Here is a 23,638-nt window from a genome sequence, read left to right as displayed (position 1 = left end):
CCTGCTCCGGACGACCCGGCACAGCCACCCGCCGGAGGCCGCACCCGCGGAGAAGACCGGGCCCCTCGCGGGGCGCCACGCTGGGCAGGACGGCGGCGGGCCCCGCCGCGAACCCGTCCAGGAAGAGGGCAGAAGCATGACCGATCTCCAGGGCGTCCTCGCCGACCTCGCCGCGGAGGCCGACGCGTTCGACCGGCTGGTCGCCGACCTCCCCGCCGACCGCTGGACGCTGCCCACCCCCGCGCCGGGGTGGACGATCAAGCACCAGGTGGGCCACCTCGCCTTCATCTTCCGGATCGCCGGCATGGCGGCCGCCGAGCCGGCCGCGTTCACCGCGATGACCGCGGGAATCGGTGGCGGCGCCGGCTTCGACGCGGCGGTGAACGGCGCACTCGCCGACTACGTGGACGACCCGCCGGAGGCACTGCTCGCCCGCTGGCGCGCCGAGCGCGACGCGGGGCTCAAGGCGCTCGCCGCGGTCCCCGCCGACCAGCCGGTGCCGTGGCTGGTCAACCCGCTGCCCCCGGCCGTGCTGGCCGCCGCCGGGCTGATGGAGCTGTTCGCGCACGGCCAAGACGTCGCCGACGCGCTGGGGGTGCGCCGGGAGGCCACCGACCGGCTCCGGATCCTGGCCGGCTTCGCGGCGCGGACCTGGGAGTTCGGCTACCAGGCGCGCGGCCTGACGCCACCGGACACGCGGTTCCGCTTCGAGCTGGTCGGCCCCGCCGGGCAGCGGTGGACGTTCGGCCCCGCCGACGCCGAGCAGGTCGTCTCCGGGCCCGCGCTGGACTTCTGCCTCCTGGTCACCCGGCGCCGGCACCGCGCCGACCTGTCCCTCACCGCGTCCGGGCCCGAGGCCGACCACTGGCTGGACATCGCCCAGGCCTACCGCGGCCCCGCCGGCCCCGGCCGCCAGCCGGGCCAGTTCGCGCGGGTAGCCGCCCAGCCGAGCTGAGCTCTTTCCCGATGGCCGGCGTCGGCATGCACGGAGAAGACGACCGACGCCGCCGCCACCCATGCTTGATCCGACCGCACACCGAACGTCGGCCATCCCTCCACTGTCAACGGATTCGATCTCCCGATTCAGTTCGCGGAACGGGATGTGCGTGCACGATGGAAGGTAGTCCATGAGCAGCGAGCGAATCGCGATCGTCGGCATCGGACTCCGCTACCCCGACGCCAACACGCCCGAGGAGCTGTGGGAGAACGTGCTGGCCGGGCGCCGCGCCTTTCGCCGGCTGCCCGACGAACGGATGAACCGCGCGGACTACTGGTCGGCCGACCCCGCGACGCCGGACCGCTTCTACTCGGAGAAGGCGGCGGTGCTGCGCGACTTCGAGTTCGACCGGGTGCGTTACAAGGTCGCCGGCAGCACCTACCGTGCCACCGACCTCACCCACTGGCTCGCGCTCGACGTGGCCACCCAGGCACTGGCCGACGCGGGCTTCCCCGAAGGCGCCGGCCTTCCCCGGCAGGCCACCGGCGTCGTCCTGGGCAACAGCCTCACCGGCGAGTTCTCCAGGGCCAACATCATGCGGCTGCGCTGGCCGTACGTGCGCCGCACGGTCGCCGCGGCGCTGGCCGGCAAGGGCTGGAGCGACGACGAGACCGCCGAGTTCCTGCGCGAGCTGGAGGTCCAGTACAAGGCGCCGTTCCCGGCGATCAACGAGGACAGCCTCGCCGGCGGGCTGGCCAACACCATCGCGGGGCGGATCTGCAACCATTTCGACCTCGGCGGCGGTGGGTACACTGTGGACGGCGCGTGCTCGTCCTCGCTGCTGTCGGTGGCCACCGCGGCGAACGCGCTCGCCGAAGGCGACCTCGACGTCGTGCTCGCCGGCGGCGTCGACCTGTCGATCGACCCGTTCGAGGTGATCGGGTTCGCCAAGACCGGCGCGCTGGCCACCGGCGAGATGAAGGTGTACGACAAGGACTCCAACGGCTTCTGGCCCGGCGAGGGGTCCGGCCTGCTGGTGCTGATGCGCGAGCGGGACGCGCTGGACCGCGGGGCGCGGATCTACGCCACCATCACCGGCTGGGGTGTCTCCTCCGACGGCAAGGGCGGGATCACCCGCCCCGAGGCCAGCGGGCACCGGCTCGCGCTGACCCGCGCCTACGGCCGGGCCGGCTACGGCGTGGAGACGGTGTCCTACTTCGAGGGGCACGGCACCGGCACGGCGGTCGGCGACGCCACCGAGATCGAGGCGTTGTCCACCGCCCGGCGCGCGGCCGACCCGACCGCCGTGCCGGCCGCGCTGAGCACGGTCAAGGGCAACTTCGGGCACACCAAGGCAGCGGCGGGGGTGGCCGGGTTGATCAAGGCCGCCCTCGCCGTCCACCACCAGGTGATCCCGCCGGCCACCGGGCACCACGACCCGCACCCGCTGCTGACCGCCGCCGACGCGGCGATGTACGTGCCGGCCACGGCCGCGCCGTGGCCGACCGAGCAGCCGGTGCGGGCGGGGGTGTCCGCCATGGGCTTCGGCGGGATCAACAGCCACGTGGCGATCGAGCAGGCCCCCGACGCCGCCCGCCGGGACCGGCTCGACCAGCGCGTCGTGGACATGGTGACCGGTCGCCAGGACGCCGAGCTGCTCATGGTGGACGCCGCCGACGTCGAGGCGCTGCGGGAGCAGGTGGCCCGGCTGGTCCGGCTGGTGCCCCGGCTCGCCATGGCCGAGCTGACCGACCTCGCCGGCGCGCTCGCCGGTGAGCTGTCCGGCCGGCCGGCGCGGGCCGCGGTCGTGGTCACCGGGCCCGACGACGCCGAGCGGAAGCTCACCCGGTTGCTGGCCTTGCTCGACGAGGGAGAGCACGGCGTGTTCGCGGCCGGGGAGGGCGTCTTCCTCGCGCATGCCGCCGCACCGCCGAAGATCGCGTTCCTGTTCCCGGGGCAGGGCTCGGGGCGCGGCGCCGCCGGCGCGATCCGCCGCCGGTTCCCCTCCGCCGAGGACGTCTTCCGCACCGCAGGCCTCCCCGCCGACGGCGACCAGGTGGCCACCGAGGTCGCGCAGCCGCGGATCGTCACCGGGTCGCTCGCCGCGCTGCGGGTGCTGCACGCGCTCGGCGTGGACGCCGACACCGCGGTCGGGCACAGCCTCGGCGAGCTGACCGCGCTGCACTGGGGCGGCGCGATGAGCGAGACCGAGCTGCTCCGGCTGGCCGCGGTCCGCGGCAGGGTGATGGCCGAGGCGAGCCGGGGTGACGGCGCCATGGCCGGGCTCGCCGCCAGCCCCGACCAGGCCGCCGGGTTCTTCCGCGACGACGACGTGGTCATCGCCGGCTACAACGCGCCCCGGCAGACGGTCGTCTCCGGCCCGGCCGAGGCGGTGGACCGGGTGTGCACCAGGGCACGCGCGGCCGGGGTCACCGCAACCCGGATCAACGTCTCGCACGCCTTCCACTCGCCGTCGGTCGAGCCGGCCGCGCTGGCGATGGCCGAGCACCTCGCGGGCTTCGACTTCGGCCGGCTGACCCGCCCGGTGCTGTCCACGGTCACCGGCGACGTGCTGCACGCCGCCGAGGACCTGCGTGCCCTGTTGCAGGACCAGGTGGTGCTGCCGGTGCGCTTCCGGGAGGCCGCGGCGAAGGCCGCCGAGCGGGCCGACCTGGTGCTCGAGGTCGGCCCAGGGCGGGTGCTGACCGGGCTGCTCGCCGAGATCGCGCCCGGCAAGCCGGTGCTGCCCGTCGACACCGACAGCGGCTCGCTGGTGCCGCTGCTGCGGGTGCTCGGCGCGGCGTTCGCGCTCGGCGCGCCGGTGCGGGCCGACGTGCTGTTCGCCGACCGGGTCGTCCGGCCGCTGTCCCTGGACGGCGAGTTCACCTTCCTCGCCAGCCCCTGTGAGGCCGCCCCGGCCATCGACGCCGAGCTGACCCTCCCCGAGGGCGTCCCGGCTCCCGACGTGGCGACCGAGCCCGCCGCCGAGTCCGGCGCGAACACCACCCTGGAGCTGCTCCGCCGGCTGGCCGCCGAGCGGGTCGAGCTGCCGCTGGAGACGGTCACCGCGGACACCCACCCGCTGGACGACCTGCACCTCAGCTCGATCACCGTCGGGCAGATCGTCAACGAGGTCACCAGGGCGCTCGGCCGGCCCGCGCTGGACGGCATGCCGAACTTCGCCACCGTGTGCCTCGGTGACCTGGCCGAGATGATCGACGAGCTGGCCGAGACCGCGCGGAGCGGCGACGACCCGGCCGGCGAGGTGCCCGGCGTGGCGCCGTGGGTGCGGCCGTTCGCCGTCGAGTACGTCGAGGCCCAGCGCCCCGCCGTCGACCTGCCGGGTGGCGGGACGACCAGCGACTGGAGCGTGCACGCCCCGCCCGGTCACCCGCTGGCCGAGCCGCTGCGGGTGGCGCTGGCCGAGGCCGGGGTCGGCGACGGCGTGCTGCTGTGCCTGCCGGCCGAGTGCGGTGCCGCGCACGCGGGGCTGTTCCTCGACGCCGGCAGGGCCGTCCTGGCCGCGCCGACCGGCACCCGGTTCGTCGTGGTCCAGCAGGGCCTCGGCGCCTCCGGCCTGGCGAAGACGCTGCGACTGGAGGACCCGTCGGCGCGCACCACGATCGTCGAGCTGCCGGACGTCGTGCCCGGTGACGCCGCGTCCCGCGCGGAGGCGATCGGCAGGGTGGTCGCCGAGACCGCCGCGACCACCGACTTCGCCGAGGTGCGCTACACCGCCGACGGCGCGCGGACCGTGCCGGTGCTGCGGGCGGTGCCCGCTCCGGTGTCCGCCACGGAGCCCGGCACGGACGTCGCGACGTCCCCGCTCGACGCGAGCGACGTGCTGCTGGTGACCGGTGGCGGCAAGGGCATCACCGCCGAGTGCGCGCTGGCCGTGGCGCAGGACTCCGGTGCCGCGCTGGCCCTGCTCGGCCGGGCCGACCCGGCCGAGGACACCGAGTTGGCCGGCAACCTGGCCCGGCTGGACGCGGCCGGCGTGCGCTACGCCTACCAGCGGGCCGACGTCACCTCCGCCGAGCAGGTGGCGGCCGCGGTCGAGGAGGCACAGGCCGCGCTCGGGCCGGTGACGGCGGTGCTGCACGGTGCGGGCCGCAACGAGCCGGCCGCGTTGTTCAGTCTCACCGAGGAGACGTTCCGGGCCACCCTCGCGCCCAAGATCGACGGGCTGCGGGCCGTGCTGGCCGCGGTGGACGCCGACCGGATCAAGCTGCTGGTGACCTTCGGCAGCATCATCGGAAGGGCCGGCCTGCGCGGCGAGGCGCACTACGCCACCGCCAACGACTGGATGTCCGAGCTGACCGCGCGCTTCCAGCGGGAGCACCCGGGGGCGCGGGCGCTGGCGCTGGAGTGGTCGGTGTGGTCCGGCGCGGGCATGGGGGAGAAGCTGGGCGTGGTCGAGGCGCTGATGCGCGACGGCATCACCCCGGTCTCCACCGAGAACGGCATCGCCGTGCTGCGCCAGGTGCTGGCCGACCCCGCCGTCCCACCGGTGCTGGTGGTCGGTGGCCGCACCGGCGGCCTGCCCACCCTGCCGCTGGAGCGGCGGGAGCTGCCGCTGACCCGGTTCGTGGATCGGGTGCTGGTGCACTACCCCGGGGTGGAGCTGGTCACCGAGGCCGACCTGTCCGCGGGCAGTGACCCCTACCTCGCCGACCACCTGCTCGACGGCGACCTGCTGTTCCCCGCGGTCATGGGCATGGAGGCGATGACCCAGATCGCCAGCGCGGTCACCGGGGCCGCCGGCCCGCCGCTGCTGGAGAACGTCGAGTTCCTCCGGCCGGTCGTGGTCCCGGTGAACGGGTCGACCACGGTGCGGCTGGCCGCGCTCGCCCGCGACACGGGAACGGTCGACGTGGTGATCCGCAGCGCGGAGACCGGGTTCAGCGCCGACCACTTCCGGGCCACGCTACGGTTCCCCCGGCCGGACGTGCCGGGTGAGCCGGCGGCAGGGGAGAGCGGGCTGCCGGTGGTCCCGGTCGACCCGGTGGCGGAGCTGTACGGCGGCGTGCTGTTCCAGGGCAAGCGGTTCCAGCGGCTCACCGCGTACCGCAGGGCCAGCGCGCGGCACGCCGTCGCCGAGATCGCCACCCGCACGCCGGCGCCGTGGTTCGCGCCCTTCCTGCCGCAGCAGCAGCTGCTGGCCGACCCGGGCACCCGGGACGCGATGATGCACGCCATCCAGTGCTGCGTCCCCGACGCGACGTTGCTGCCGCAGGGCATCGAGCGGCTGTACCTGGCCGACCCGGCCGACCAGGACACCGACTACGTGGTGCTCGACGCCCGCGAGCGATCCCAGGACGGGGACTCCTACGTCTACGACCTCGACGTGCGCGCGCCGTCGGGCGCCGTGGTCGAGCGGTGGGAGGGCCTGTCGCTGCGCGCGGTGCGCAAGCGTGACGGTGCCGGCCCGTGGGTGCCCACCATGCTCGGCTCCTACCTGGAACGGGCGCTGGAGCGGGTGCTCGGCGGCGGAAGGGCGGTGGTCGTCGAGCCGGACCCTGCCGGGGTTCCCATAGGGTCTACTTCGGAGCGTCGCAAGCAGACCGAGCTCGCGGTGAGTCGCGCCGAGAACCGGCCGGTGCGGCTGCGCTACCGCCCGGACGGCAAGCCCGAGGCCGACGGGGTCGAGGTGTCGGCGTCGCACGGCGCCGGGCTCACCATGGCCGTGGTCGGCGATCGGCCGCTCACCTGCGATCTCGAGTCCGCCGTGGACCGTGGCCCGCAGGACTGGGCCAGCCTGCTCGGTCCCGAGCTGCTGGCCGTCCGTGACCTCGTGGCCGTCGAGGCCGACGAGGCGATGGCGGTGGCGAGCACCCGGGTGTGGAGCGCGATGGAGTGTGTCCGCAAGACCGGCAGCATGACGCAGGCGCTCACCGTCGACACCGTGCGCGCCGACGGCTGGGTGCTGCTCTCCGCGGGGGAGGTCAGGGTCGCCACCTGGGCGACCACCGTGGAGGACCGGGCGGAGCCGGTGGTCTTCGCCGTGCTCGAGGCAGGAAGGGACTGACATGTCCGGCTACTACGAGATCCGCCACACGGTGGGGTTCGAGGAGACCAACCTCGTCGGCAACGTCTACTACGTGAACTACCTGCGCTGGCAGGGCCGGTGCCGGGAGATGTTCCTCAAGGAGAAGGCGCCGAGCGTGCTGGAGGAGGTGCGCGACGACCTGAAGCTGTTCACGCTCAAGGTCGAGTGCGAGTTCTTCGCCGAGATCACCGCGTTCGACGAGCTGTCCATCCGGATGCGGCTGGAGGAGCTGACCCAGACGCAGGTGCAGTTCAGCTTCGACTACGTGCAGGTCACCGGCGGGCAGGAGAACCTGGTCGCCCGCGGCCGGCAGCGGATCGCGTGCATGCGCGGGCCGAACACCAACACGGTCCCGGCCAGGGTGCCAGAGGAGCTGCGCGCGGCGCTGGTCCCGTACGCCGAGTCCGTCCAGACCATCGGAGGATGACGTGACCGGCAATGGCCAGGCAGCGCCGCGAACGGCAGGGCCCCGATCGAACCTGCGGACGCTGCCGGTGCCCCCGCAGCGCCGGTCCCGGCTGTCCCAGCAGGCCTCGCTGCGCGAGGTGATGGCGCAGTTCGCCACCGGGGTCACCGTGCTCACCGCGGGCGGCAGGGACGGGCACGGGATGACCGCCAACGCGTTCAGCTCCGTGTCGCTCGATCCGCCGCTGGTGCTGTGCTGCGTGTCCAGGGCGGCGCGGATGCACGAGGCGATCATGGCGGCCCAGTCGTTCGCCGTGTCGATCCTCGGTGCCGAGCAGCAGGAGCTGGCTCGCTACTTCGCCGACTGGAAGCGACCCCGTGGGCGGGCCCAGTTCGACGCGGTGGACTGGCAGCGCGGTCCGCGCACCGGCGCGCCGTTGCTCACCGGTGCGCTCGCCTGGCTGGAGTGCGAGCTGGTCAAGGTGTACGCCGGCGGAGATCACTCGATCTTCCTCGGTGAGGTGCTCGACTGCAGCCGCGGCACCGGGCCGGAGGCGCTGCTGTTCTTCGGCGGGGACTTCCACCAGATCGGGCGGATGCCGGCCTGACGTGGTTCGAGCGAGAAGGGAGACGTGCCGTGCGGAGTGAGTCGACGTCGGGGCAGCATCCGACCGGTGACGTGGTGCGGCTGAGCCGTCCTGCCGACGAGGAGTCGGAGGAGCATCTGCCAGCCGTGGTGCCCCGGCTGGCCAGGGGCATCCGGTGGAGCGACGTGGTGGCCGAGATGGAGCGGGAGCACGAGGCTCGGCGGGTGAGCCGGATGGGGAGGGCCGCGTGACGACGGCACGACCGGATTCCGGGCCGGTGCCGCCACCCGGGGAGGGGCGGGGCGGCCTGCGGGTGGTGCGCGCGGACGAGTTCGCCGAGCCCAAGCCGCCGCTGCCGGCTCGGGGGTCGATGGACCGGTTGCGCGCCGAGCACGCGGCGTTGCGGGAGCGGATCACCGCCGGTGACGCCAAGGCCGTCGAGCGGCAGCGCGGGCTGGGCAAGCACACCGCGCGGGAGCGGCTGGACATGCTGCTCGACGCCGGCTCGTTCACCGAGATCGACCAGTTCCGCCGGCACCAGGCCAGCGGGCGCAAGCTCACCGACCACCGGCCGCACACCGACGGTGTGGTGGCCGGTTCCGGGACGATCGAGGGTCGGCGGGTGTTCGTCTACGCCCAGGACTTCACCGTCTTCGGCGGCTCGCTGGGACAGGCGCACGCCGCCAAGATCCGCAAGGTGATGGACCTCGCGCTGGCCACCGGCGCGCCGCTGATCGGGTTGAACGACAGCGGCGGCGCGCGGATCCAGGAGGGGGTGCTGGCGCTGCACGGCTACGGCGGCATCTTCCGCCGCCAGGTCGCCGCGTCCGGGGTAATCCCGCAGATCAGCGTCGTGCTCGGCCCGTGCGCCGGCGGTGCCGCCTACTCACCGGCGCTGGCGGACTTCACCTTCATGGTGCGGGACACCGCGAAGATGTATCTCACCGGGCCGGACGTGGTGGCCGCGGTGAGCGGCGAGCGGGTCAGCCACGAGGAGCTCGGCGGCGCCGACGTCCATGGTGGACAGTCGGGAGTGGCCACCGTGGTGCACGACGACGAGGAGAGCTGCCTCGCCGACGTGCGTTACCTCGTCTCGTTGCTGCCGGCCAACAACCTCGATCCAGCGCCGCGGCTACCGGAGCGGGGCGCGGCCGGCGACGAGCGGCCCCGGCTCGCCGAGCTCGTCCCACCGGAGCCGAGCAAGCCCTACGACATGCGGGACGTGGTGGCCGAGCTGGTCGACGACGGCGACTTCTTCGAGGTGCACGAGGGCTGGGCGGCCAACGTGATCTGCGCGCTGGCCAGGATCGACGGCGACGTGGTCGGCGTGGTCGGCAACCAGCCGATGGTGCTGTCCGGCGTGCTGGACCGGGCCGCCTCGCAGAAGGCGGCGCGGTTCGTGCGGTTCTGCGACGCGTTCGCGATCCCGCTGGTCACCCTGGTCGACGTGCCCGGGTTCCTGCCCGGCACCGAGCAGGAGCACGCCGGAGTGATCCGGCACGGCGCGCAGCTGCTCTACGCCTACTGCGAGGCGAGCGTGCCGCGGATCCAGGTGATCCTGCGCAAGGCGTACGGCGGCGCCTACATCGTGATGGACTCCCGCTCGATCGGCACCGACCTCTCGCTGGCCTGGCCGACCAACGAGATCGCCGTGATGGGCGCGCAAGGAGCGGTGGACGTGCTGTTCCGCCGCGACCTCGCCGCGGCCGCCGACCCCGAGCGGCTGCGTCGGGAGCTGGTCGCGGAGTACACCGAGCAGCTCATGCACCCGCACTACGCGGCGGAGCGCGGGCTGGTGGACGACGTGATCGACCCGGCGCACACCCGTGCCGCCGTGGCCGGGGGGCTGGCGATGCTGCGGGACAAGCGCGTGCAGGGCCCGCGGCGCAAGCACGGCAACGTCCCGCTGTGAGTGTCTGCTGTGGATCCTGAGTTCCGGGTGAACCGCGGCCGGCCCGACGACGTCGAGGTGGCCGCGCTGGCCGTGGTGATCGCCGCGGCCGCCGCCGCGCCGCCGCCCGCCCCGGTGCGGCGGCGCTCGCGGTGGGCGGATCCGGCGCCGGTGCTCGGGGTGCCACCGCGGGCGGCGCCGGGAGCGTGGCGGGCGTCGGGTGGCCCGGCCTGACTCGAGGTGGGGGTTCCGGCGGGGCGACGGCGGTGCGATGATGAGCCGGTCGGCGGAGCTCGTCCGCCCTTCCGCCGACGGTCCACCGGTCGGGGGCGCGAGGTCGCGCCGGGTGGGCCCCAACTCACGGCATACCGGGCCGCATCGGCACCGGCCGGAAGAAGGTACCCATGACCTGGGCACGGCACAAGACAGCGCTCGACGCCACTGAGGACACCGGCTGGATGGCGGGGGTGCGGGCCGAGGCGAGGGCCAGTCGCGACGCGCAGGCCGGCCGGGCCGCGCGCACCGTCGCCGGGCACTGCCGGGACGTGCGGGAGTGCGTCGAACTGCTCGAAATGCTCGGCCTGACCACCGCCGACGCCCGTCGCGGCACCGAGGGCTGACCCCGGGACCTCCCCGGCGAGGGCGTGCCGGGCCAGCTGCCGGTCGTGCGCGCGGGAGAACACCAGCTGGCTCAGCACCGCGCCGGACAGCGCCATCGCCATGTCCCACTGGCTGTCCAGCGGGTCGCCCCGCGTGGCCAGGTAGTCACCGCCCTGCCCGGAGACCGCCGCGACCAGCATCTCGACCAGCTCGAACGCGGCGCTGAGACCCAGGCTGCCGAGGGTCACCGCGAGCACCAGCCAGCGCCCGGGGCGCATTCCGGCCCGGCGCCGCAACAGCTCGCGCAGCACCACGGCCGCGACCAGCCCCTGCACGAAGTGCCCGACCCGGTCGTAGTGGTTGCGCTCGAAGCCGAACCAGTCCTGCAGCCAGAAGCCGAGCGGCACCTCCGCGTAGGTGTAGTGCGCACCGAGCGCGATGAACAGCGCGCCGGCGGTGAGCAGCCGGTAGCTCAGCAGGGTCAGCGGGAAGCGTCGGTGCACCGCGACCAGCACGGGCACCGCCACCGCGACCGGGGCCATCTCGAGCAGCCAGGTGCCGAGGTCGCGGGCGTCGATCCCGGACCAGACCGTCGCGGCCAGCACGACGCCGAGCAGCGCGGCGGGCTCGCGGGAGGTGGCCGAGGTCGTCGATGAGGTCACCATCGCCCAGGGGTGCCCGGGCGGCCGCGTCGCTACCGTCGTGCCGGTCGTCGACGCCAGGAGCCCGCACCCGCCTCCCGCCTGTCCGGCCGCCGGCGGTGACGTCGGCTAGTGGGGCCTCGGAGCCGCGCCACGGCATCCTCCACGACATCCTCGGCACCACCGTTTGACCACTCCCGACCAGGGGCAACCCGAAGGGTGGACGACGTGGAAGGAGAGGTCATGCGACACGACGAGTTCATCGGTCAGGTCCAGGCCCGCGCGAAGCTGCCCAGCCGCGGGGCCGCCGAGGGCCTCACCCGCGCGACGCTGGAGACGCTGGGCGAGCGGGTGCCGGAACACGTCGCCGACAACGTGGCCGCGCAGCTGCCCACCGAGATCGGCGAGCACCTGCGGCGCACGGTGGTCATGGGTGGCGCCGGCTCGGGCGAGCGGTTCGACCGGGACGAGTTCACCCGGCGGGTCGCCGAGCGTGGCCACCTCGCCGAGCCGGACGCGGTGTACGGCGCGCGCGTGGTGCTCGAGGTGACGCGGGAGGCCACCCAGGGCGTCCTGGACAAGGTGCGTGACTCGCTGCCCGAGGATCTGCGCGAGCTGGTCGACTCCGGCAGCGCCGGCGAGCTGCGGTAGCGGCCCGGCCACCGCGCCGTCGAGGTCGCCGCCACACCGTCGGCGCGACGGAGGGGCCCTCATCGCGCCGGTGGCCAGGGCACCCGGCCGCCCAGCCGGCCGGTCAGCTCGGTGGCGGTGCGCCGCACCTCCACGGCCAGCTCGGGCCAGTCCGCCCCGCACGGCTCGCCCTCGCACGGGTGCCGCAGCGTCACGCTGATCGCCGCCAGCGGCCGGCCACCGTGGTCGAACACCGGCAACGCCACCGACGCGAACCCCGCCGTCACGAACCCGTCCTCCACGGCCCACCCGCGCCGGCGCAGCGCGGCCAGCGTCGCGCGCAGCTCGGCCAGGCTCGCCGGCCCCCGGCCGGTACGCAGCACGAAGGCCCCTGCCGAAGGGAACAGCGCCCGCACGTGCGCGCCCGGCAGGTACGCCAGCATCGCCAGCCCCGACGCGGTGAGCTGTGCCGGCAGCCGCACGCCCACCTCGGTGACCAGCGTCTCCGGCCGCGCCGGCCGCTCCTTGATCAGGTACAGCGCCTCGTTGCCGTGCAGCACGCCGAGGTGCGCGTTGTGCCCCACCCGGTCGACCAGCCGGCGCAGCAGGGGCGCGGCCAGTCGCTCGAGCGGCTCGTGCCGCAGGTAGGCCGAGCCGAGCTCGAACGCCGCGATGCCCAGCCCGTACCGCCGCTCCGCGGGCAGATGGGTGACGAACCCGGCGGCCTGCAGCTCGGCGAGCAGGTGGTACGTGGTCGACCGGGGCAGCGCCAGCTCCCTGGCGATCGCCGACGCCGACACCGGGCCGGGCCGGGTGGCCAGCAGCCGCAGCACGGCCAGCCCGCGGCGCAGTGCTGGCACCTCACTGCTGCCGTGCGGGGCCGCACCACTGGCCACGGTCCTCCTCCTCGGGGGTTGTCTGGAATACCAGACAGTGTCCCCCATCGAGGACTCGCCCGCCGGCGCGGCGCGCGCTGGGATGGAGGGCATGAACGCAACCGTCGTCGTCGGCGGCCGACCGCTGACCCCGGACGACGTCGTCGCGGTCGCCCGCGGCGGCGCCCCGGTGCGGCTCGCCGAGGAGGCCGAGCGAGCGCTCGCCACCGCGCGCGCCCACGTCGAGGCTCTCGCCGGCGCGGAACGCCCCACCTACGGCGTGTCCACCGGGTTCGGCGCGCTGGCGGTCCGGCACATCCCGACCGACCGGCGTGCCGAGCTGCAGCGGTCGCTGATCCGCTCGCACGCCGCGGGCGCCGGGCCCGCCGTCGAGACCGAGGTCGTGCGCGCGCTGATGCTGCTGCGGCTGCGCACCCTGGCCACCGGGCACACCGGCGTGCGCCCGGAGACCGCCTCCGCGCTGGCCGGGCTGCTCAACGCCGGCATCACGCCGGTGGTGCCGGAGCACGGCTCGCTCGGCTGCTCCGGCGACCTCGCCCCGCTGGCCGCGGTGGCGCTCGCGCTGATGGGCGAGGGCGAGGTGGTGGACACCGCGGGTACGCGCCGGCCCGCCGCCGAGGCGTTGCGCGCCGCCGGGCTGGCGCCGCTCACCCTGGCCGAGAAGGAGGGCCTCGCGCTCACCAACGGCACCGACGGCATGCTCGGCATGTTGCTGCTGGCCGCCGCCGACCTGCGCCGGCTGCTCGACGTCGCCGACCTCACCGCCGCGATGAGCGTGGAGGCACTGCTGGGCACCGACCGGGCGTTCGCCGCCGACCTGCAGGGACTGCGCCCGCACCCGGGGCAGGCCCGCTCGGCCGCGCGGCTGCGCGCCGCGCTGGCCGGCTCGGCGATCGTGGCCAGCCACCGCGGGCCGGACTGCACCCGGGTGCAGGACGCCTACTCGCTGCGCTGCGCCCCTCAGGTGCACGGTGCGGCCAGGGACACGCTGGCGCACGCCGAGCTGGTGGCCGAGCGCGAGCTCGCCGCCGCGGTGGACAACCCGGTGGTGCTGCCCGACGGGCGGGTGGAGTCCAACGGCAACTTCCACGGCGCGCCGGTGGGCTACGCGCTGGACTTCCTCGCGATCCCGGTGGCCGACCTGGCCAGCATCGCCGAGCGGCGCACCGACCGGATGCTCGACATCGCCCGCTCGCACGGCCTGCCCGCGTTCCTCGCCGCCGACCCCGGCGTCGACTCGGGGCACATGATCGCGCAGTACACCCAGGCCGCGGTGGTGAGCGAGCTCAAGCGGCTGGCCGTGCCGGCGTCGGTGGACTCGATTCCCAGCAGCGCCATGCAGGAGGACCACGTGTCCATGGGCTGGGGCGCCGCGCGCAAGCTGCGCCGCGCGCTGTCCGGGCTGACCACCGTGCTCGCCGTCGAGTACCTCACCGCGGCTCGGGCGCTGGACCTGCGCGCGCCGCTGGAGCCCGCGCCGGCCACCGCCGCCGCGCGCGACCTGCTTCGCACCCGCGTGCCGGGCCCCGGCCCGGACCGGCACCTCGCACCGGAGATCGCCGCCGCCGAGGACCTCATCCGCACCGGCGCCGTCCTCGACGCCATAGCCACTCACCTGGAGGAGCAATGACCCGAACCGTCCGGGCCGCCCGGGGCGGCACGCTCGCCGCGCGGAGCTGGCAGACCGAGGCCGCGCTGCGCATGCTGCACAACAACCTCGACCCGGAGGTCGCCGAGCGGCCCGAGGACCTGGTGGTCTACGGCGGCACCGGCAGGGCGGCGCGGGACTGGGCCAGCTTCGACGCCATCACCCGCTGCCTGACCACGCTGGACGAGGACGAGACGTTGCTGGTGCAGTCCGGCAAGCCGGTCGGGGTGTTCCGCACGCACGAGTGGGCACCCCGGGTGCTGCTGGCCAACTCGAACCTGGTGGGCGAGTGGGCCACCTGGCCGGAGTTCCGCCGGCTCGAGGCGCTCGGGCTGACCATGTACGGCCAGATGACCGCCGGCTCGTGGATCTACATCGGCACCCAGGGCATCCTGCAGGGCACCTACGAGACGTTCGCCGCGGTGGCCGAGAAGCGGTTCGGCGGCTCGTTGGCCGGGACACTGACGGTGACCGCGGGCCTCGGCGGGATGGGCGGGGCGCAGCCGCTCGCGGTGACGATGAACGGCGGTGTGGCGCTGGTCGTCGAGTGTGACCCGCGGCGGGCCCGGCGCCGGGTGGAGACCCGCTACCTGGACGAGCTGGCCGACGACCTCGACGACGCCGTCGCCAGGGTCACCGCGGCGCGCGGGGAGCGGCGGGCGCTGTCGGTGGGGCTGATCGGCAACGCCGCCGAGGTGCTGCCCGAGCTGCTGCGCCGCGGCGTCGAGGTGGACGTCGTCACCGACCAGACCTCCGCGCACGACCCGCTGGCGTACCTGCCGATCGGCGTCGACCTCGACGACTGGCCCGACTACGCGGCGGCCAAGCCGGACGAGTTCACCGACCGCGCCCGCGACTCGATGGCCGAGCACGTCGACGCGATGGTCGGGTTCCTCGACGCCGGCGCCGAGGTGTTCGACTACGGCAACTCGCTGCGCGGTGAGGCCAAGCTGGGCGGCTGCGCTCGCGCGTTCGACTTCCCCGGCTTCGTCCCCGCCTACATCCGGCCGCTGTTCTGCGAGGGCAAGGGCCCGTTCCGGTGGGCGGCGCTGTCCGGCGATCCCGCCGACATCGCCGCCACCGACCGGGCGATCCTCGAGCTGTTCGGTGAGAACGAGACGCTGGCCCGGTGGATCCGGCTGGCCGGCGAGCGGGTGGCGTTCCAGGGGCTGCCCTCGCGGATCTGCTGGCTCGGCTACGGCGAGCGGCACCTCGCCGGGCTGCGGTTCAACGAGATGGTGGCCAGTGGCGAGCTGAACGCGCCGGTGGTGATCGGCCGCGACCACCTCGACTCCGGCAGCGTCGCCTCGCCCTACCGGGAGACCGAGGGGATGGCCGACGGCTCCGACGCGATCGCCGACTGGCCGCTGCTGAACGCGCTGGTGAACACCGCCTCCGGGGCGAGCTGGGTGTCGATCCACCATGGTGGCGGCGTCGGCATGGGCCGCTCGATCCACGCCGGGCAGGTGTGCGTGGCCGACGGCACCGAGCTGGCGGCGCGGAAGATCGAGCGGGTGCTGACCAACGACCCCGGCATGGGCGTGATCCGGCACGTGGACGCCGGCTACGACCGGGCGAGGGAGGTCGCCGCCGAGCGCGACGTCCGCATCCCCATGCGGGAGGAGCGGTGACCCCAACCAGCCGTGTCCGCGCGCTGCGCACACGTGTCCGCGGTCTGTGCACGCGTGTCCGCACCTCCGGTACGCCAGGCAGTTCACGAAACGCGGACACGCGATCAGGAACCGCGGACACGCGGTCAGGGAGCGCGGACACGCGGTCAGGGAGCGCGGACACGGCGGGGGTGGAGGTGTGACGGCGCAGGGGTTGTTGGACGAGTTGGTTGACGTCGGGCGGGATCGGGGGCGGGGTGGGTACTCGCGGCACGTGTTCACCCCGGTCGAGCGGGAGCTGCGCACTTGGTTCACCGAGCAGGCCACCCGGCGCGGGCTGGACGTGGAGACCGACCGCAACGGCAACCTGTGGGCGTGGTGGGGCCGCCCCGGACCGAACGCGCTGGTCACCGGCAGCCACCTCGACTCGGTACCGGGCGGCGGCGCGTTCGACGGCCCGCTGGGCGTGGTGAGCGCGCTGGCCGCGGTGGACACGCTGAAGGCACGGGGGTCCACCCCGGCTCGGCCGTTCGCCGTGGTGGTGTTCGCCGAGGAGGAGGGCGGCCGGTTCGGGGTGCCGTGCCTTGGCTCGCGGCTGCTCACCGGGTCGATCGACCCCGACACCGCCCGCCGGTTGGCCGACCCGGACGGGGTGACGCTGGCCGAGGCGGCCGCGTCCGCCGGGCTCGACCCCGCGTGGCTGGGCGCCGACCGGCGGCGGCTGGCGATGCTGGGCACGTTCCTCGAGCTGCACGTCGAGCAGGGCCGCGGGCTGGTGCTGGTGGACCGGCCGGTCGCGGTGGGCAGTGAGGTGATCGCCCACGGGCGGTGGCGGTTCACCTTCACCGGTGAGGGCAACCACGCGGGCGCCACCCCGCTGCGCGACCGCCGCGACCCGATGCTGCCGGCGGCCGAGGTGGTCGCCGCCGCCCGCCGCGCGGCGCGGGCCGTGCCGGACGGCAGGGCCACCGTGGGTCGGCTGGTGCCGACACCGGGCGGCACCAACGTGATCGCGTCCACCGTGGACGTCTGGCTGGACGCGCGGGCCGGCGACGAGGCCGCCACCAGGGCGATGGTGGCCGAGGTGACCGCGGCGGCCGAGGCGGCGGCCGCGGCGGAGGGGTGTGCGGTGACGGTGCGCGAGGAGTCCTACTCGGACACCGTCGGGTTCGACCCCGGCCTGCGCGAGCGGCTCGGCCGGCTCCTCGGCCGTGGGTCCGACGATGCCCCCGAGCTGCCCACCGGGGCCGGCCACGACGCGGCGATCCTCGCGCCGCACGTGCCCTCGGCGATGCTGTACGTGCGCAACCCGACGGGGGTGAGCCACGCGCCGGAGGAGCACGCCGAGCCGGCCGACGTCGAGCGCGGTGCTGCGGCGCTGGCGGATGTGCTGGACCATCTGGGGGCGAGCCGGGCCGGCACAGTCGACGACGAGTGAGGCGGGATCGATGGCGACGAAGCTCTGGTGCGAGTACGCGTGGCTGCCCGACGGGGTGGCCGAGGGAGTGCGGATCGAGGTCGAGGACGGCCGGATCCGCTCCGCCGAGCCGGACCTGCCCCGCGCCGGGACCATCCTTAACGGACTGACCGTGCCCGGCATGACCAACGCGCACTCGCACGCCTTCCACCGCGCGTTGCGCGGCCGCACCCACGACGATCGCGGCACGTTCTGGACCTGGCGGGACCGGATGTACGCGGTCGCCGGGCGGCTCGACCCGGAGTCCTACTACCGGCTGGCCAGGGCGGTCTACGCGGAGATGGTGCTGGCCGGCTACACCAGCGTCGGCGAGTTCCACTACCTGCACCACGCTCCCGGCGGCACCCGCTACGCCGACCCGAACGCGATGAGCGCGGCGCTGGTCGCGGCCGCCGCCGACGCCGGCATCCGGCTGACCCTGCTCGACACCTGCTACCTCACCGGCGGGTTCGGCACCGGGCTGGCCGAGCACCAGCTGCGCTTCGGCGACGGCGACGCCGAGGCGTGGGCCGAGCGGGTGGCGACGTTCCGCCCGGAGGGTGACCTGGTGCGGGTGGGTGCCGCGGTGCACTCGGTGCGCGCGGTGCCCGCCGAGCAGATCCCGGTGGTGGTGGAGTGGGCGGGGGAGCGGCCGCTGCACGCGCACCTGTCCGAGCAGCGCGCGGAGAACGCCGACTGCCTCGCGCACTATGGCCGCACGCCGACCGCCGTGCTGGCCGAGGCGGGGGCGCTGGGGGAGCGGACCGTCGCGGTGCACGCCACCCACCTGACGGAGGGCGACATCGGGGCGCTCGGCCGCACCGGCACCCGGGTCTGCCTCTGCCCCACCACCGAGCGGGATCTCGGTGACGGGATCGGGCCGGGCCGCGCGCTGGCCGACGCCGGATCGCCGCTGTGCCTCGGCAGCGACAGCTCGGCGGTGATCGACCCGTTCGCCGAGGCGCGGGCGCTGGAGCTGGACGAGCGGCTGGCGAGCGAGACGCGCGGCCGGTTCACCGTGACCGAGCTGATGGCCGCCGCGGTCGACCACGCCGCGCTCGGCTGGCCGGAGGTGGGCCGGATCGCCGCCGGCGCGGCCGCCGACCTGGTCACCGTCGACCTGCGCTCGCTGCGCACCGCCGGCGTCGACCCGGCCGGCGCGGTGTTCGCGGCGACCGCCGCGGACGTGACGGACGTGCTGGTCGCCGGCCGCCAGGTGGTGCGCGACCGGGCGCACCGGCAGATCGCGCATCCGGAGTCGCTGCTGGCGCGGGAGGTCGAGGAGCTATGGCGGTAGTCGTCACGGGCATCGGTGAGCTGACCACGAACGAGCCCGGGCTGGGGACGGTGACCGACGCGGCCGTGGTGCTGGAGGGCGACCGAGTGGCGTGGGTCGGGCGGTCGGCGGAGGCGCCGGTGGCCGACGAGTGGGTCGACGTCGAGGGGCGCGCGGCGTTGCCCGGCTGGGTGGACAGCCACACGCACCTGGTGTTCGCCGGCGACCGCACGGCGGAGTTCGAGGCGCGGATGTCCGGGCAGCCCTACCGGGCCGGCGGGATCGCGACCACGGTCGAGGCGACCAGGGCCGCCTCCGACGCTCAGCTGGCGGCGAACCTGCGGCGGCACGTGGCCGAGGCGGTCGCCCAGGGCACCACGTACCTGGAGACGAAGACCGGCTACGGGCTCGACGTCGAGCACGAGGCCAGGACGGCGCGGATCGCGGCCGGGCTGGCCGACGAGGTGACCTTCCTCGGCGCGCACCTCGTGCCACCCGGCGCCGACATCGAGTCCTATGTGGACCTTGTGTGCGGGGACATGCTGGACGCGGTGGCGCCGTACGTGCAGTGGGGCGACGTGTTCTGCGAGAGTGGGGCGTTCGACGAGGCGCGGGCGGAGCGGGTGCTGCTGGCGATGGCCGATCGTGGGCTCGGCCTGCGGGTGCACGGCAACCAGCTCGGTCCGGGGCCGGGAGTGCAACTCGCGGTGCGCCGCGGTGCCGCGAGCGTGGACCACTGCACCCACCTCACGGATTCCGATGTGGATGCTCTGGTGGGCTCGGCCACGGTGGCGACGTTGCTGCCGGCGTGCGACCTGTCCACCCGGCAGCCGCTGGCGCCGGCCCGCCGGCTGCTCGACGCCGGTGCGACGGTCGCGCTGGCGTCCAACTGCAATCCCGGTAGCTCGTACACGACGTCGATGGCGTTCTGCGTCGCCACGGCGGTGCTGCAGATGGGGATGTCCGTGGGTGAGGCGGTGTGGGCCGCCACCGCCGGCGGGGCGCGGGCACTGCGCCGCGACATCGGCGAGGGGGCGGTGGGCGTGCTCCGGGTGGGGGCGCGGGCGGACCTGCACGTGCTGGACGCACCGTCGGTGACGCATCTCGCGTACCGGCCGGGGGTGCCGCTGACCTGGGCGGTGTGGCGGGCTGGCGAGCGCGTCCGCTGACCTCGGTAGACGGGCGGCGGCCGATGCCGCGCGGCGCGGATCGGGCACTCGGCGACGGCGGTACGGTCACCGTGCTGGCACGACAGCGGCAGGGGGTATGCGGTGGAGCTGCGACATCTGCGGTACTTCCGTGCCGTGGCCGAGGAGGAGCATCTCACTCGGGCCGCGAACCGGCTGCGGATCCAGCCGACTTCGCCGAGCCAGCAGATCCGGGCCCTGGAACGGGAACTGGGAGCCGCGTTGTTCTGTCGGACTCCTTCCGGCATGACACCCACATCAGTGGGCGGGCTCTGCTGCCGCAGGCTCGACGGGTGCTCGACGCGGCGGACGAGGCCGTCCGCGTGGCGCGCGGCCCGCCCCGCCACGGGCTGTTCGTGGCCGAGCTGCGCCACGGTGGAGCGGTGGTGGCGTTGCGTCCGCGCTGGGATCTGCGTCCGGGCGACGCGCTTTCCTGGGTGCCGCTCGCCGGGGACGCGCCGCGATTGCGTCACGGGCTCGTGTGGAATCCGGCACACGAGCGCGCGCAGCACCCTGCTGATCTCGCGGCCCACCTCAAAGCTGAGGCGTTGCCGCACGAGCGTGTGCCCTCACCTCGTGGACAGCGGTGAGGGATCTCAGCTGGAGTGAACGCACACAGCCGTTCACACCACATGGGGAGCAGACATGGCACTCGTTCACTGGGGGTTGATCTACGTCGCGGAAGGTTGCGATCCCGCACGCGACGTGTCCGTTGTGGACACCGGCGCCTGCCGCATAGTCCTCGTCGGCATGGGCCATGTCGACCAAGCCGCCGAAGTGGCGACGTCCTTGGCGGCCCAAGGTGTGCAGCTCATCGAGCTGTGCGGAGCGTTCGGCCCCGTGGGGACAGCCGCAGTCATCCAGGCGGTCGAGGGATTGGTCTCAGTCGGGGCGGTCGGCTGTGGTGCCGAGGCGATCGACCAGGTCCACGCCATCGTCAACTGACGCGGCCCATCGAACTCAGGACTCGGTCAGATAGCGCTGCAGGGTGGGGCCGATCCAGTCGATGATCTCCTCGCGGGTCATGGACACCACCGGCGGGAACGCCAGCACGTAGCGGCACAGGGCCATGCCGAGCACCTGGGTCGCCGCCAATCCCGCCCTGACCGGCGCGGTGGTACTCGACGTCCCCTCGGAAACCGCGGCGACGACGGGGCTCAACTGGGCCGCGAAGATCTGCCGCATCCGCTCCGCGACGGTGGGATTCGTCACCGCCGCCCGCAGTAGAAGGGTCAGCGCCTCATCCCCTTCCCACCGGTTCAGGAAGTGCGTCGCCAGCGCCCTTCCGATCCGATCGCGCGGCACTTGGGCCAGGTCGGGCAGCGCCAGATCGAACTCGGCCGCGGCCGCGAAGAGCCCCTCCTTGTTGCCGAAGTACCGCATGACCATCGCAGGGTCGATGTGCGCCTCCGCGGCGATCGCCCGGATGGTGGCCCTGTCGTAGCCGTCCGCGGCGAACCGTTCACGGGCCGCGGCCAGGATCTTCGACTTCGTCTCCTCGGCTGACCTCCGCACGCCAACAAGTGTAGGCCAACAGCTGTTGACTTGCAGTGGCAGCCCGGTCTAACGTCGAAGTCAACAACCGTTGACCACCGCAGGAGTGGATCATGAGCAGCGACGTACTCATCATCGGCGCGGGGCCGGTCGGCCTGGCCGCCGCGATCGTGCTCACCCAGCACGGCCATGACGTCGTCGTGGTCGACGCGCAGGCCGAGGGCGCCAACACCTCGAGAGCGGCGGTGGTGCACTCACGCACACTGGAGCTGCTCGAGCCCTACGGCGTGGCCGCGACGCTGACGGCTCGCGGCGTGCCTGCCCCGCGCTTCACCATCAGGGACAGGGACCGAATCCTGATCCCCGTCCCGTTCGACGACCTGCCTACCGCATACCCCTACACGTTGATGGTGTCCCAGGCGGACACGGAGGCGTTCCTGCTCGCCAGGCTGGAGGAACTCGGCGGCAAGGTGCGTCGTCCGACCACGGTGACCGACGTGCGTCAGGACTCCACCGGGGTCACCGCCACGGTCGAGGACGGCAGCGAGTTGCGGGCGGACTACCTGATCGGGGCCGACGGCATGCACAGTGTGATCCGCGACCGAGCGGGAATCGGGTTCTCCGGCGGCACCTACGCCGAGTCGTTCGCCCTCGCCGACGTGCGACTGACTGGCGGCGCCGAGGGCAACGAGGTCATCCTCTACTTCTCCCCCGACGGCCTGGTCGTCGTGGCACCGTTGCCCGGCGGGCTGCACCGTATCGTGGCCACCGTGGACCAGGCGCCCAAGGCGCCAGACATGGCATTCGTGCAACAGTTGCTGGACACCCGGGGACCGCAGGCGCATCCGGCCATCGTGCGGGAGGTGGTCTGGGGATCCCGGTTCCGGGTGCACCATCGCATCGCCGACCGCTACCGGCAGGGACGCATCCTCCTGGCCGGCGATGCCGCCCATGTCCACTCCCCCGCGGGCGGTCAGGGGATGAACCTCGGTATCGAGGACGCCGTGCTACTGGGCGAGAGTCTCCACAATGTCCTCACCGGAGCGCCCAGCGAGCTGCTCGACGACTACGCGAACGCACGAAGGCCGGTCGCCGAGAAGGTCGTCACGCTGGCAGGCAGGCTCACCACGCTGGCCACGATGGAAGCGCGGCGCCGCCCGCTGCGCAATCTGGTTCTCGGTCTGGCCGGCAGGCTTCCCGCTGTCCGCCGCAGGCTCGCGCGGCAACTGTCGGGGCTCTACCGCCGCTGAGCTGACTGCCCCACATCATCAGTTCGAAGACGAAGAAAGGTGACAGCAATGAAGATCGTCAACGACCGGCTCGCGGTCAAGGCCAGCCTCCGCGAACCCAATCACAACGGCTACCTCCTGCTGGCCGGCGAGGTCGGCCGCTGGCGTGGGCTGTTCCCGGTGGCCACCCGTACCACGAAACGGATCGCCACCCAACTGAGCACACTGGCCGCCGGCCTGACCGCTCGCGACGATGTCGAGGAAGCCACCGTGTTCCGCGCGGTGCTCCGGGCACCGGGCGAAGGCAGTGAGATCCTCGACCAGCGAGGGCGCAGGCACGCGCGGTACGACATCGTCGTGCTGATCCGCACCACCAGTCCGGACTCCGCGGGCGGCCTCCGCGACGACCCCGGCTACCAGAAGCTGGCCGAGACCCTGCGACGGGAAGCCCGGCACACCCACCAGATCGTGGCCCGCAACGCCGCGCGCATCGACGATGTCGACCCGACCCAGGACCACGCGTTCCTGTTCAACTACTTCTACGCCGACGACAACGACGTCCTCCTGGACGTGTGGGAGTACACGGCGGGCTGGTTCCAGACCAAGACGGACCTGCCCAACTCCATCCTGATGCGCCCCCTTGACGGGGAACCCGCCGACTACGGCATCATCAACTACGCCAGCTGGCCCGGCCTGCGGACGTTCTTGCCCAGCTTGGTCTTCCGGCCCAGCTTCCGCAGCTTCGTCCTCGCCAACTTCAAGGCCAATGGAGTCGCCGCGCAGCCGATCATCTACCGCCGGACCTGAGTGGGGAATTCAGTGGCGTTTCGGCCGCGCACATCTGGTGCCCAGTGGCAGAAACCCGTGAGATGTGTGCGTGTCGGGAGTTCGAGGATGTCTTCTCCTTTCCTTCCTCCAGGCGAAGGGCTGGGATCCTCGGCCAAGTTTGCCGATCCATGCGCGGACCTCCTTCTCCGGCGCGGCAACACTTTGTGAACGCCGCGCCGGAGGAGTCGACGGCGACAAGGAATTTCCAGCTGAGCCGACAGTCCTGCGGTTCTCGTTCGGTCTCGTCTGCGCAGGACCGTTGTGCTCGGCGGGC

At 73.8% G+C, this 23,638-nt stretch carries 18 protein-coding genes and 2 pseudogenes; 17 read left to right on the top strand and 3 right to left on the bottom strand.

Annotated features, from left to right (window positions below; genetic code table 11):
* The first annotated feature begins 136 nt into the window (after positions 1-136).
* The 6 genes from BM051_RS04530 to BM051_RS04505 all read left to right on the top strand — a co-directional run bounded on the left by BM051_RS04530 (position 137) and on the right by BM051_RS04505 (position 9,890).
* Positions 137-955: a TIGR03084 family metal-binding protein gene (locus BM051_RS04530; RefSeq protein ID WP_092528203.1), complete on the top strand. Its 819-nt coding sequence runs from the start codon at positions 137-139 to the stop codon at positions 953-955.
* A gap of 172 nt (positions 956-1,127) precedes the next feature.
* Positions 1,128-6,965, top strand: coding sequence for a type I polyketide synthase (locus tag BM051_RS04525; protein WP_092528201.1), 5,838 nt, complete (start codon positions 1,128-1,130; stop codon positions 6,963-6,965).
* A 1-nt stretch (position 6,966) separates the two neighbouring features.
* Positions 6,967-7,413: an acyl-CoA thioesterase gene (locus BM051_RS04520; protein WP_092528199.1), complete on the top strand. Its 447-nt coding sequence runs from the start codon at positions 6,967-6,969 to the stop codon at positions 7,411-7,413.
* A 67-nt stretch (positions 7,414-7,480) separates the two neighbouring features.
* Entirely contained in the window at positions 7,481-7,999 is a 519-nt protein-coding gene (locus BM051_RS04515; protein WP_424923279.1) for a flavin reductase family protein, read from the top strand.
* Positions 8,000-8,028: 29 nt separating this feature from the next.
* On the top strand, positions 8,029-8,229 hold the full coding sequence (locus tag BM051_RS04510) for a DUF6222 family protein (RefSeq protein WP_092528197.1): 201 nt from the start codon (positions 8,029-8,031) through the stop codon (positions 8,227-8,229).
* A gap of 119 nt (positions 8,230-8,348) precedes the next feature.
* Positions 8,349-9,890 carry an acyl-CoA carboxylase subunit beta gene (locus BM051_RS04505; protein WP_092528542.1) on the top strand — a complete coding sequence of 514 codons (1,542 nt, stop codon included), beginning with the start codon at positions 8,349-8,351 and terminating at the stop codon, positions 9,888-9,890.
* Between the two features lie 650 nt (positions 9,891-10,540).
* Here BM051_RS04505 and BM051_RS29665 read toward each other — a convergent pair.
* Positions 10,541-11,134: pseudogene (locus tag BM051_RS29665) on the bottom strand (DUF2238 domain-containing protein); the annotation flags it as partial.
* A 219-nt stretch (positions 11,135-11,353) separates the two neighbouring features.
* Between BM051_RS29665 and BM051_RS04485 the strand changes: the two are divergent.
* Positions 11,354-11,761, top strand: a complete 408-nt coding sequence (locus BM051_RS04485) for a DUF2267 domain-containing protein (RefSeq protein WP_092528191.1) — start codon at positions 11,354-11,356, stop codon at positions 11,759-11,761.
* A 59-nt stretch (positions 11,762-11,820) separates the two neighbouring features.
* On the opposite strand, the gene BM051_RS04480 is transcribed toward BM051_RS04485, so the two are convergent.
* Positions 11,821-12,636, bottom strand: a complete 816-nt coding sequence (locus BM051_RS04480) for an IclR family transcriptional regulator (RefSeq protein ID WP_243859545.1) — start codon at positions 12,634-12,636, stop codon at positions 11,821-11,823.
* Positions 12,637-12,727: 91 nt separating this feature from the next.
* Between BM051_RS04480 and hutH the strand changes: the two genes are divergently transcribed.
* The 8 genes and pseudogenes from hutH to BM051_RS04445 all read left to right on the top strand — a co-directional run bounded on the left by hutH (position 12,728) and on the right by BM051_RS04445 (position 20,758).
* Entirely contained in the window at positions 12,728-14,266 is a 1,539-nt protein-coding gene (hutH, locus tag BM051_RS04475) for a histidine ammonia-lyase (RefSeq protein WP_092528540.1), read from the top strand.
* Entirely contained in the window at positions 14,263-15,915 is a 1,653-nt protein-coding gene (hutU, locus tag BM051_RS04470) for a urocanate hydratase (RefSeq protein ID WP_092528187.1), read from the top strand. The genes hutH and hutU overlap by 4 nt, the downstream gene beginning before the upstream one ends.
* A gap of 178 nt (positions 15,916-16,093) precedes the next feature.
* Entirely contained in the window at positions 16,094-17,332 is a 1,239-nt protein-coding gene (locus BM051_RS04465; protein ID WP_092528185.1) for an allantoate amidohydrolase, read from the top strand.
* Positions 17,333-17,342: 10 nt separating this feature from the next.
* On the top strand, positions 17,343-18,647 hold the full coding sequence (locus BM051_RS04460; RefSeq protein WP_092528183.1) for a formimidoylglutamate deiminase: 1,305 nt from the start codon (positions 17,343-17,345) through the stop codon (positions 18,645-18,647).
* Positions 18,638-19,795, top strand: a complete 1,158-nt coding sequence (gene hutI / locus BM051_RS04455) for an imidazolonepropionase (RefSeq protein WP_092528181.1) — start codon at positions 18,638-18,640, stop codon at positions 19,793-19,795. The genes BM051_RS04460 and hutI overlap by 10 nt, the downstream gene beginning before the upstream one ends.
* 102 nt (positions 19,796-19,897) lie before the next feature.
* Positions 19,898-20,020: pseudogene (locus BM051_RS30280) on the top strand (LysR family transcriptional regulator); the annotation flags it as partial.
* 86 nt (positions 20,021-20,106) lie between these two features.
* Positions 20,107-20,403, top strand: coding sequence for a hypothetical protein (locus tag BM051_RS29655; RefSeq protein ID WP_243859558.1), 297 nt, complete (start codon positions 20,107-20,109; stop codon positions 20,401-20,403).
* A 55-nt stretch (positions 20,404-20,458) separates the two neighbouring features.
* Complete coding sequence (locus BM051_RS04445; protein ID WP_092528177.1) at positions 20,459-20,758, top strand: DUF6506 family protein; 300 nt, start codon at positions 20,459-20,461, stop codon at positions 20,756-20,758.
* A gap of 15 nt (positions 20,759-20,773) precedes the next feature.
* Here the strand turns inward: BM051_RS04445 and BM051_RS04440 are convergent, their stop codons facing one another.
* Positions 20,774-21,328, bottom strand: a complete 555-nt coding sequence (locus BM051_RS04440; RefSeq protein ID WP_092528175.1) for a TetR/AcrR family transcriptional regulator — start codon at positions 21,326-21,328, stop codon at positions 20,774-20,776.
* Between the two features lie 92 nt (positions 21,329-21,420).
* On the opposite strand from BM051_RS04440, the gene BM051_RS04435 reads away from it, so the two are divergent.
* Together BM051_RS04435 and BM051_RS04430 are read left to right on the top strand one after the other, a co-directional pair.
* Positions 21,421-22,557 carry an FAD-dependent oxidoreductase gene (locus tag BM051_RS04435; protein WP_092528173.1) on the top strand — a complete coding sequence of 379 codons (1,137 nt, stop codon included), beginning with the start codon at positions 21,421-21,423 and terminating at the stop codon, positions 22,555-22,557.
* A 48-nt stretch (positions 22,558-22,605) separates the two neighbouring features.
* On the top strand, positions 22,606-23,343 hold the full coding sequence (locus tag BM051_RS04430; protein ID WP_092528171.1) for a hypothetical protein: 738 nt from the start codon (positions 22,606-22,608) through the stop codon (positions 23,341-23,343).
* Positions 23,344-23,638: the final 295 nt, after the last annotated feature.

Source organism: Amycolatopsis arida (assembly GCF_900115565.1).
Taxonomy (GTDB): domain Bacteria; phylum Actinomycetota; class Actinomycetes; order Mycobacteriales; family Pseudonocardiaceae; genus Yuhushiella; species Yuhushiella arida.
Note: the sequence above shows the minus strand (reverse complement) of the source record. Positions and strands in the feature narration are given on the sequence as shown.

Excerpts from the sequence above, each read along its gene's own strand:
- hutU (WP_092528187.1), top strand. The coding sequence starts at position 14,263 with ATGACCCGAACCGTCCGGGCCGCCCGGGGCGGCACGCTCGCCGCGCGG.
- BM051_RS04525 (WP_092528201.1), top strand. The coding sequence starts at position 1,128 with ATGAGCAGCGAGCGAATCGCGATCGTCGGCATCGGACTCCGCTACCCC.
- BM051_RS04445 (WP_092528177.1), top strand. The coding sequence starts at position 20,459 with ATGGCACTCGTTCACTGGGGGTTGATCTACGTCGCGGAAGGTTGCGAT.
- hutI (WP_092528181.1), top strand. The coding sequence starts at position 18,638 with ATGGCGGTAGTCGTCACGGGCATCGGTGAGCTGACCACGAACGAGCCC.
- BM051_RS04530 (WP_092528203.1), top strand. The coding sequence starts at position 137 with ATGACCGATCTCCAGGGCGTCCTCGCCGACCTCGCCGCGGAGGCCGAC.
- hutH (WP_092528540.1), top strand. The coding sequence starts at position 12,728 with ATGAACGCAACCGTCGTCGTCGGCGGCCGACCGCTGACCCCGGACGAC.
- BM051_RS04485 (WP_092528191.1), top strand. The coding sequence starts at position 11,354 with ATGCGACACGACGAGTTCATCGGTCAGGTCCAGGCCCGCGCGAAGCTG.
- BM051_RS04520 (WP_092528199.1), top strand. The coding sequence starts at position 6,967 with ATGTCCGGCTACTACGAGATCCGCCACACGGTGGGGTTCGAGGAGACC.
- BM051_RS04430 (WP_092528171.1), top strand. The coding sequence starts at position 22,606 with ATGAAGATCGTCAACGACCGGCTCGCGGTCAAGGCCAGCCTCCGCGAA.
- BM051_RS04505 (WP_092528542.1), top strand. The coding sequence starts at position 8,349 with ATGGACCGGTTGCGCGCCGAGCACGCGGCGTTGCGGGAGCGGATCACC.
- BM051_RS04435 (WP_092528173.1), top strand. The coding sequence starts at position 21,421 with ATGAGCAGCGACGTACTCATCATCGGCGCGGGGCCGGTCGGCCTGGCC.
- BM051_RS04460 (WP_092528183.1), top strand. The coding sequence starts at position 17,343 with ATGGCGACGAAGCTCTGGTGCGAGTACGCGTGGCTGCCCGACGGGGTG.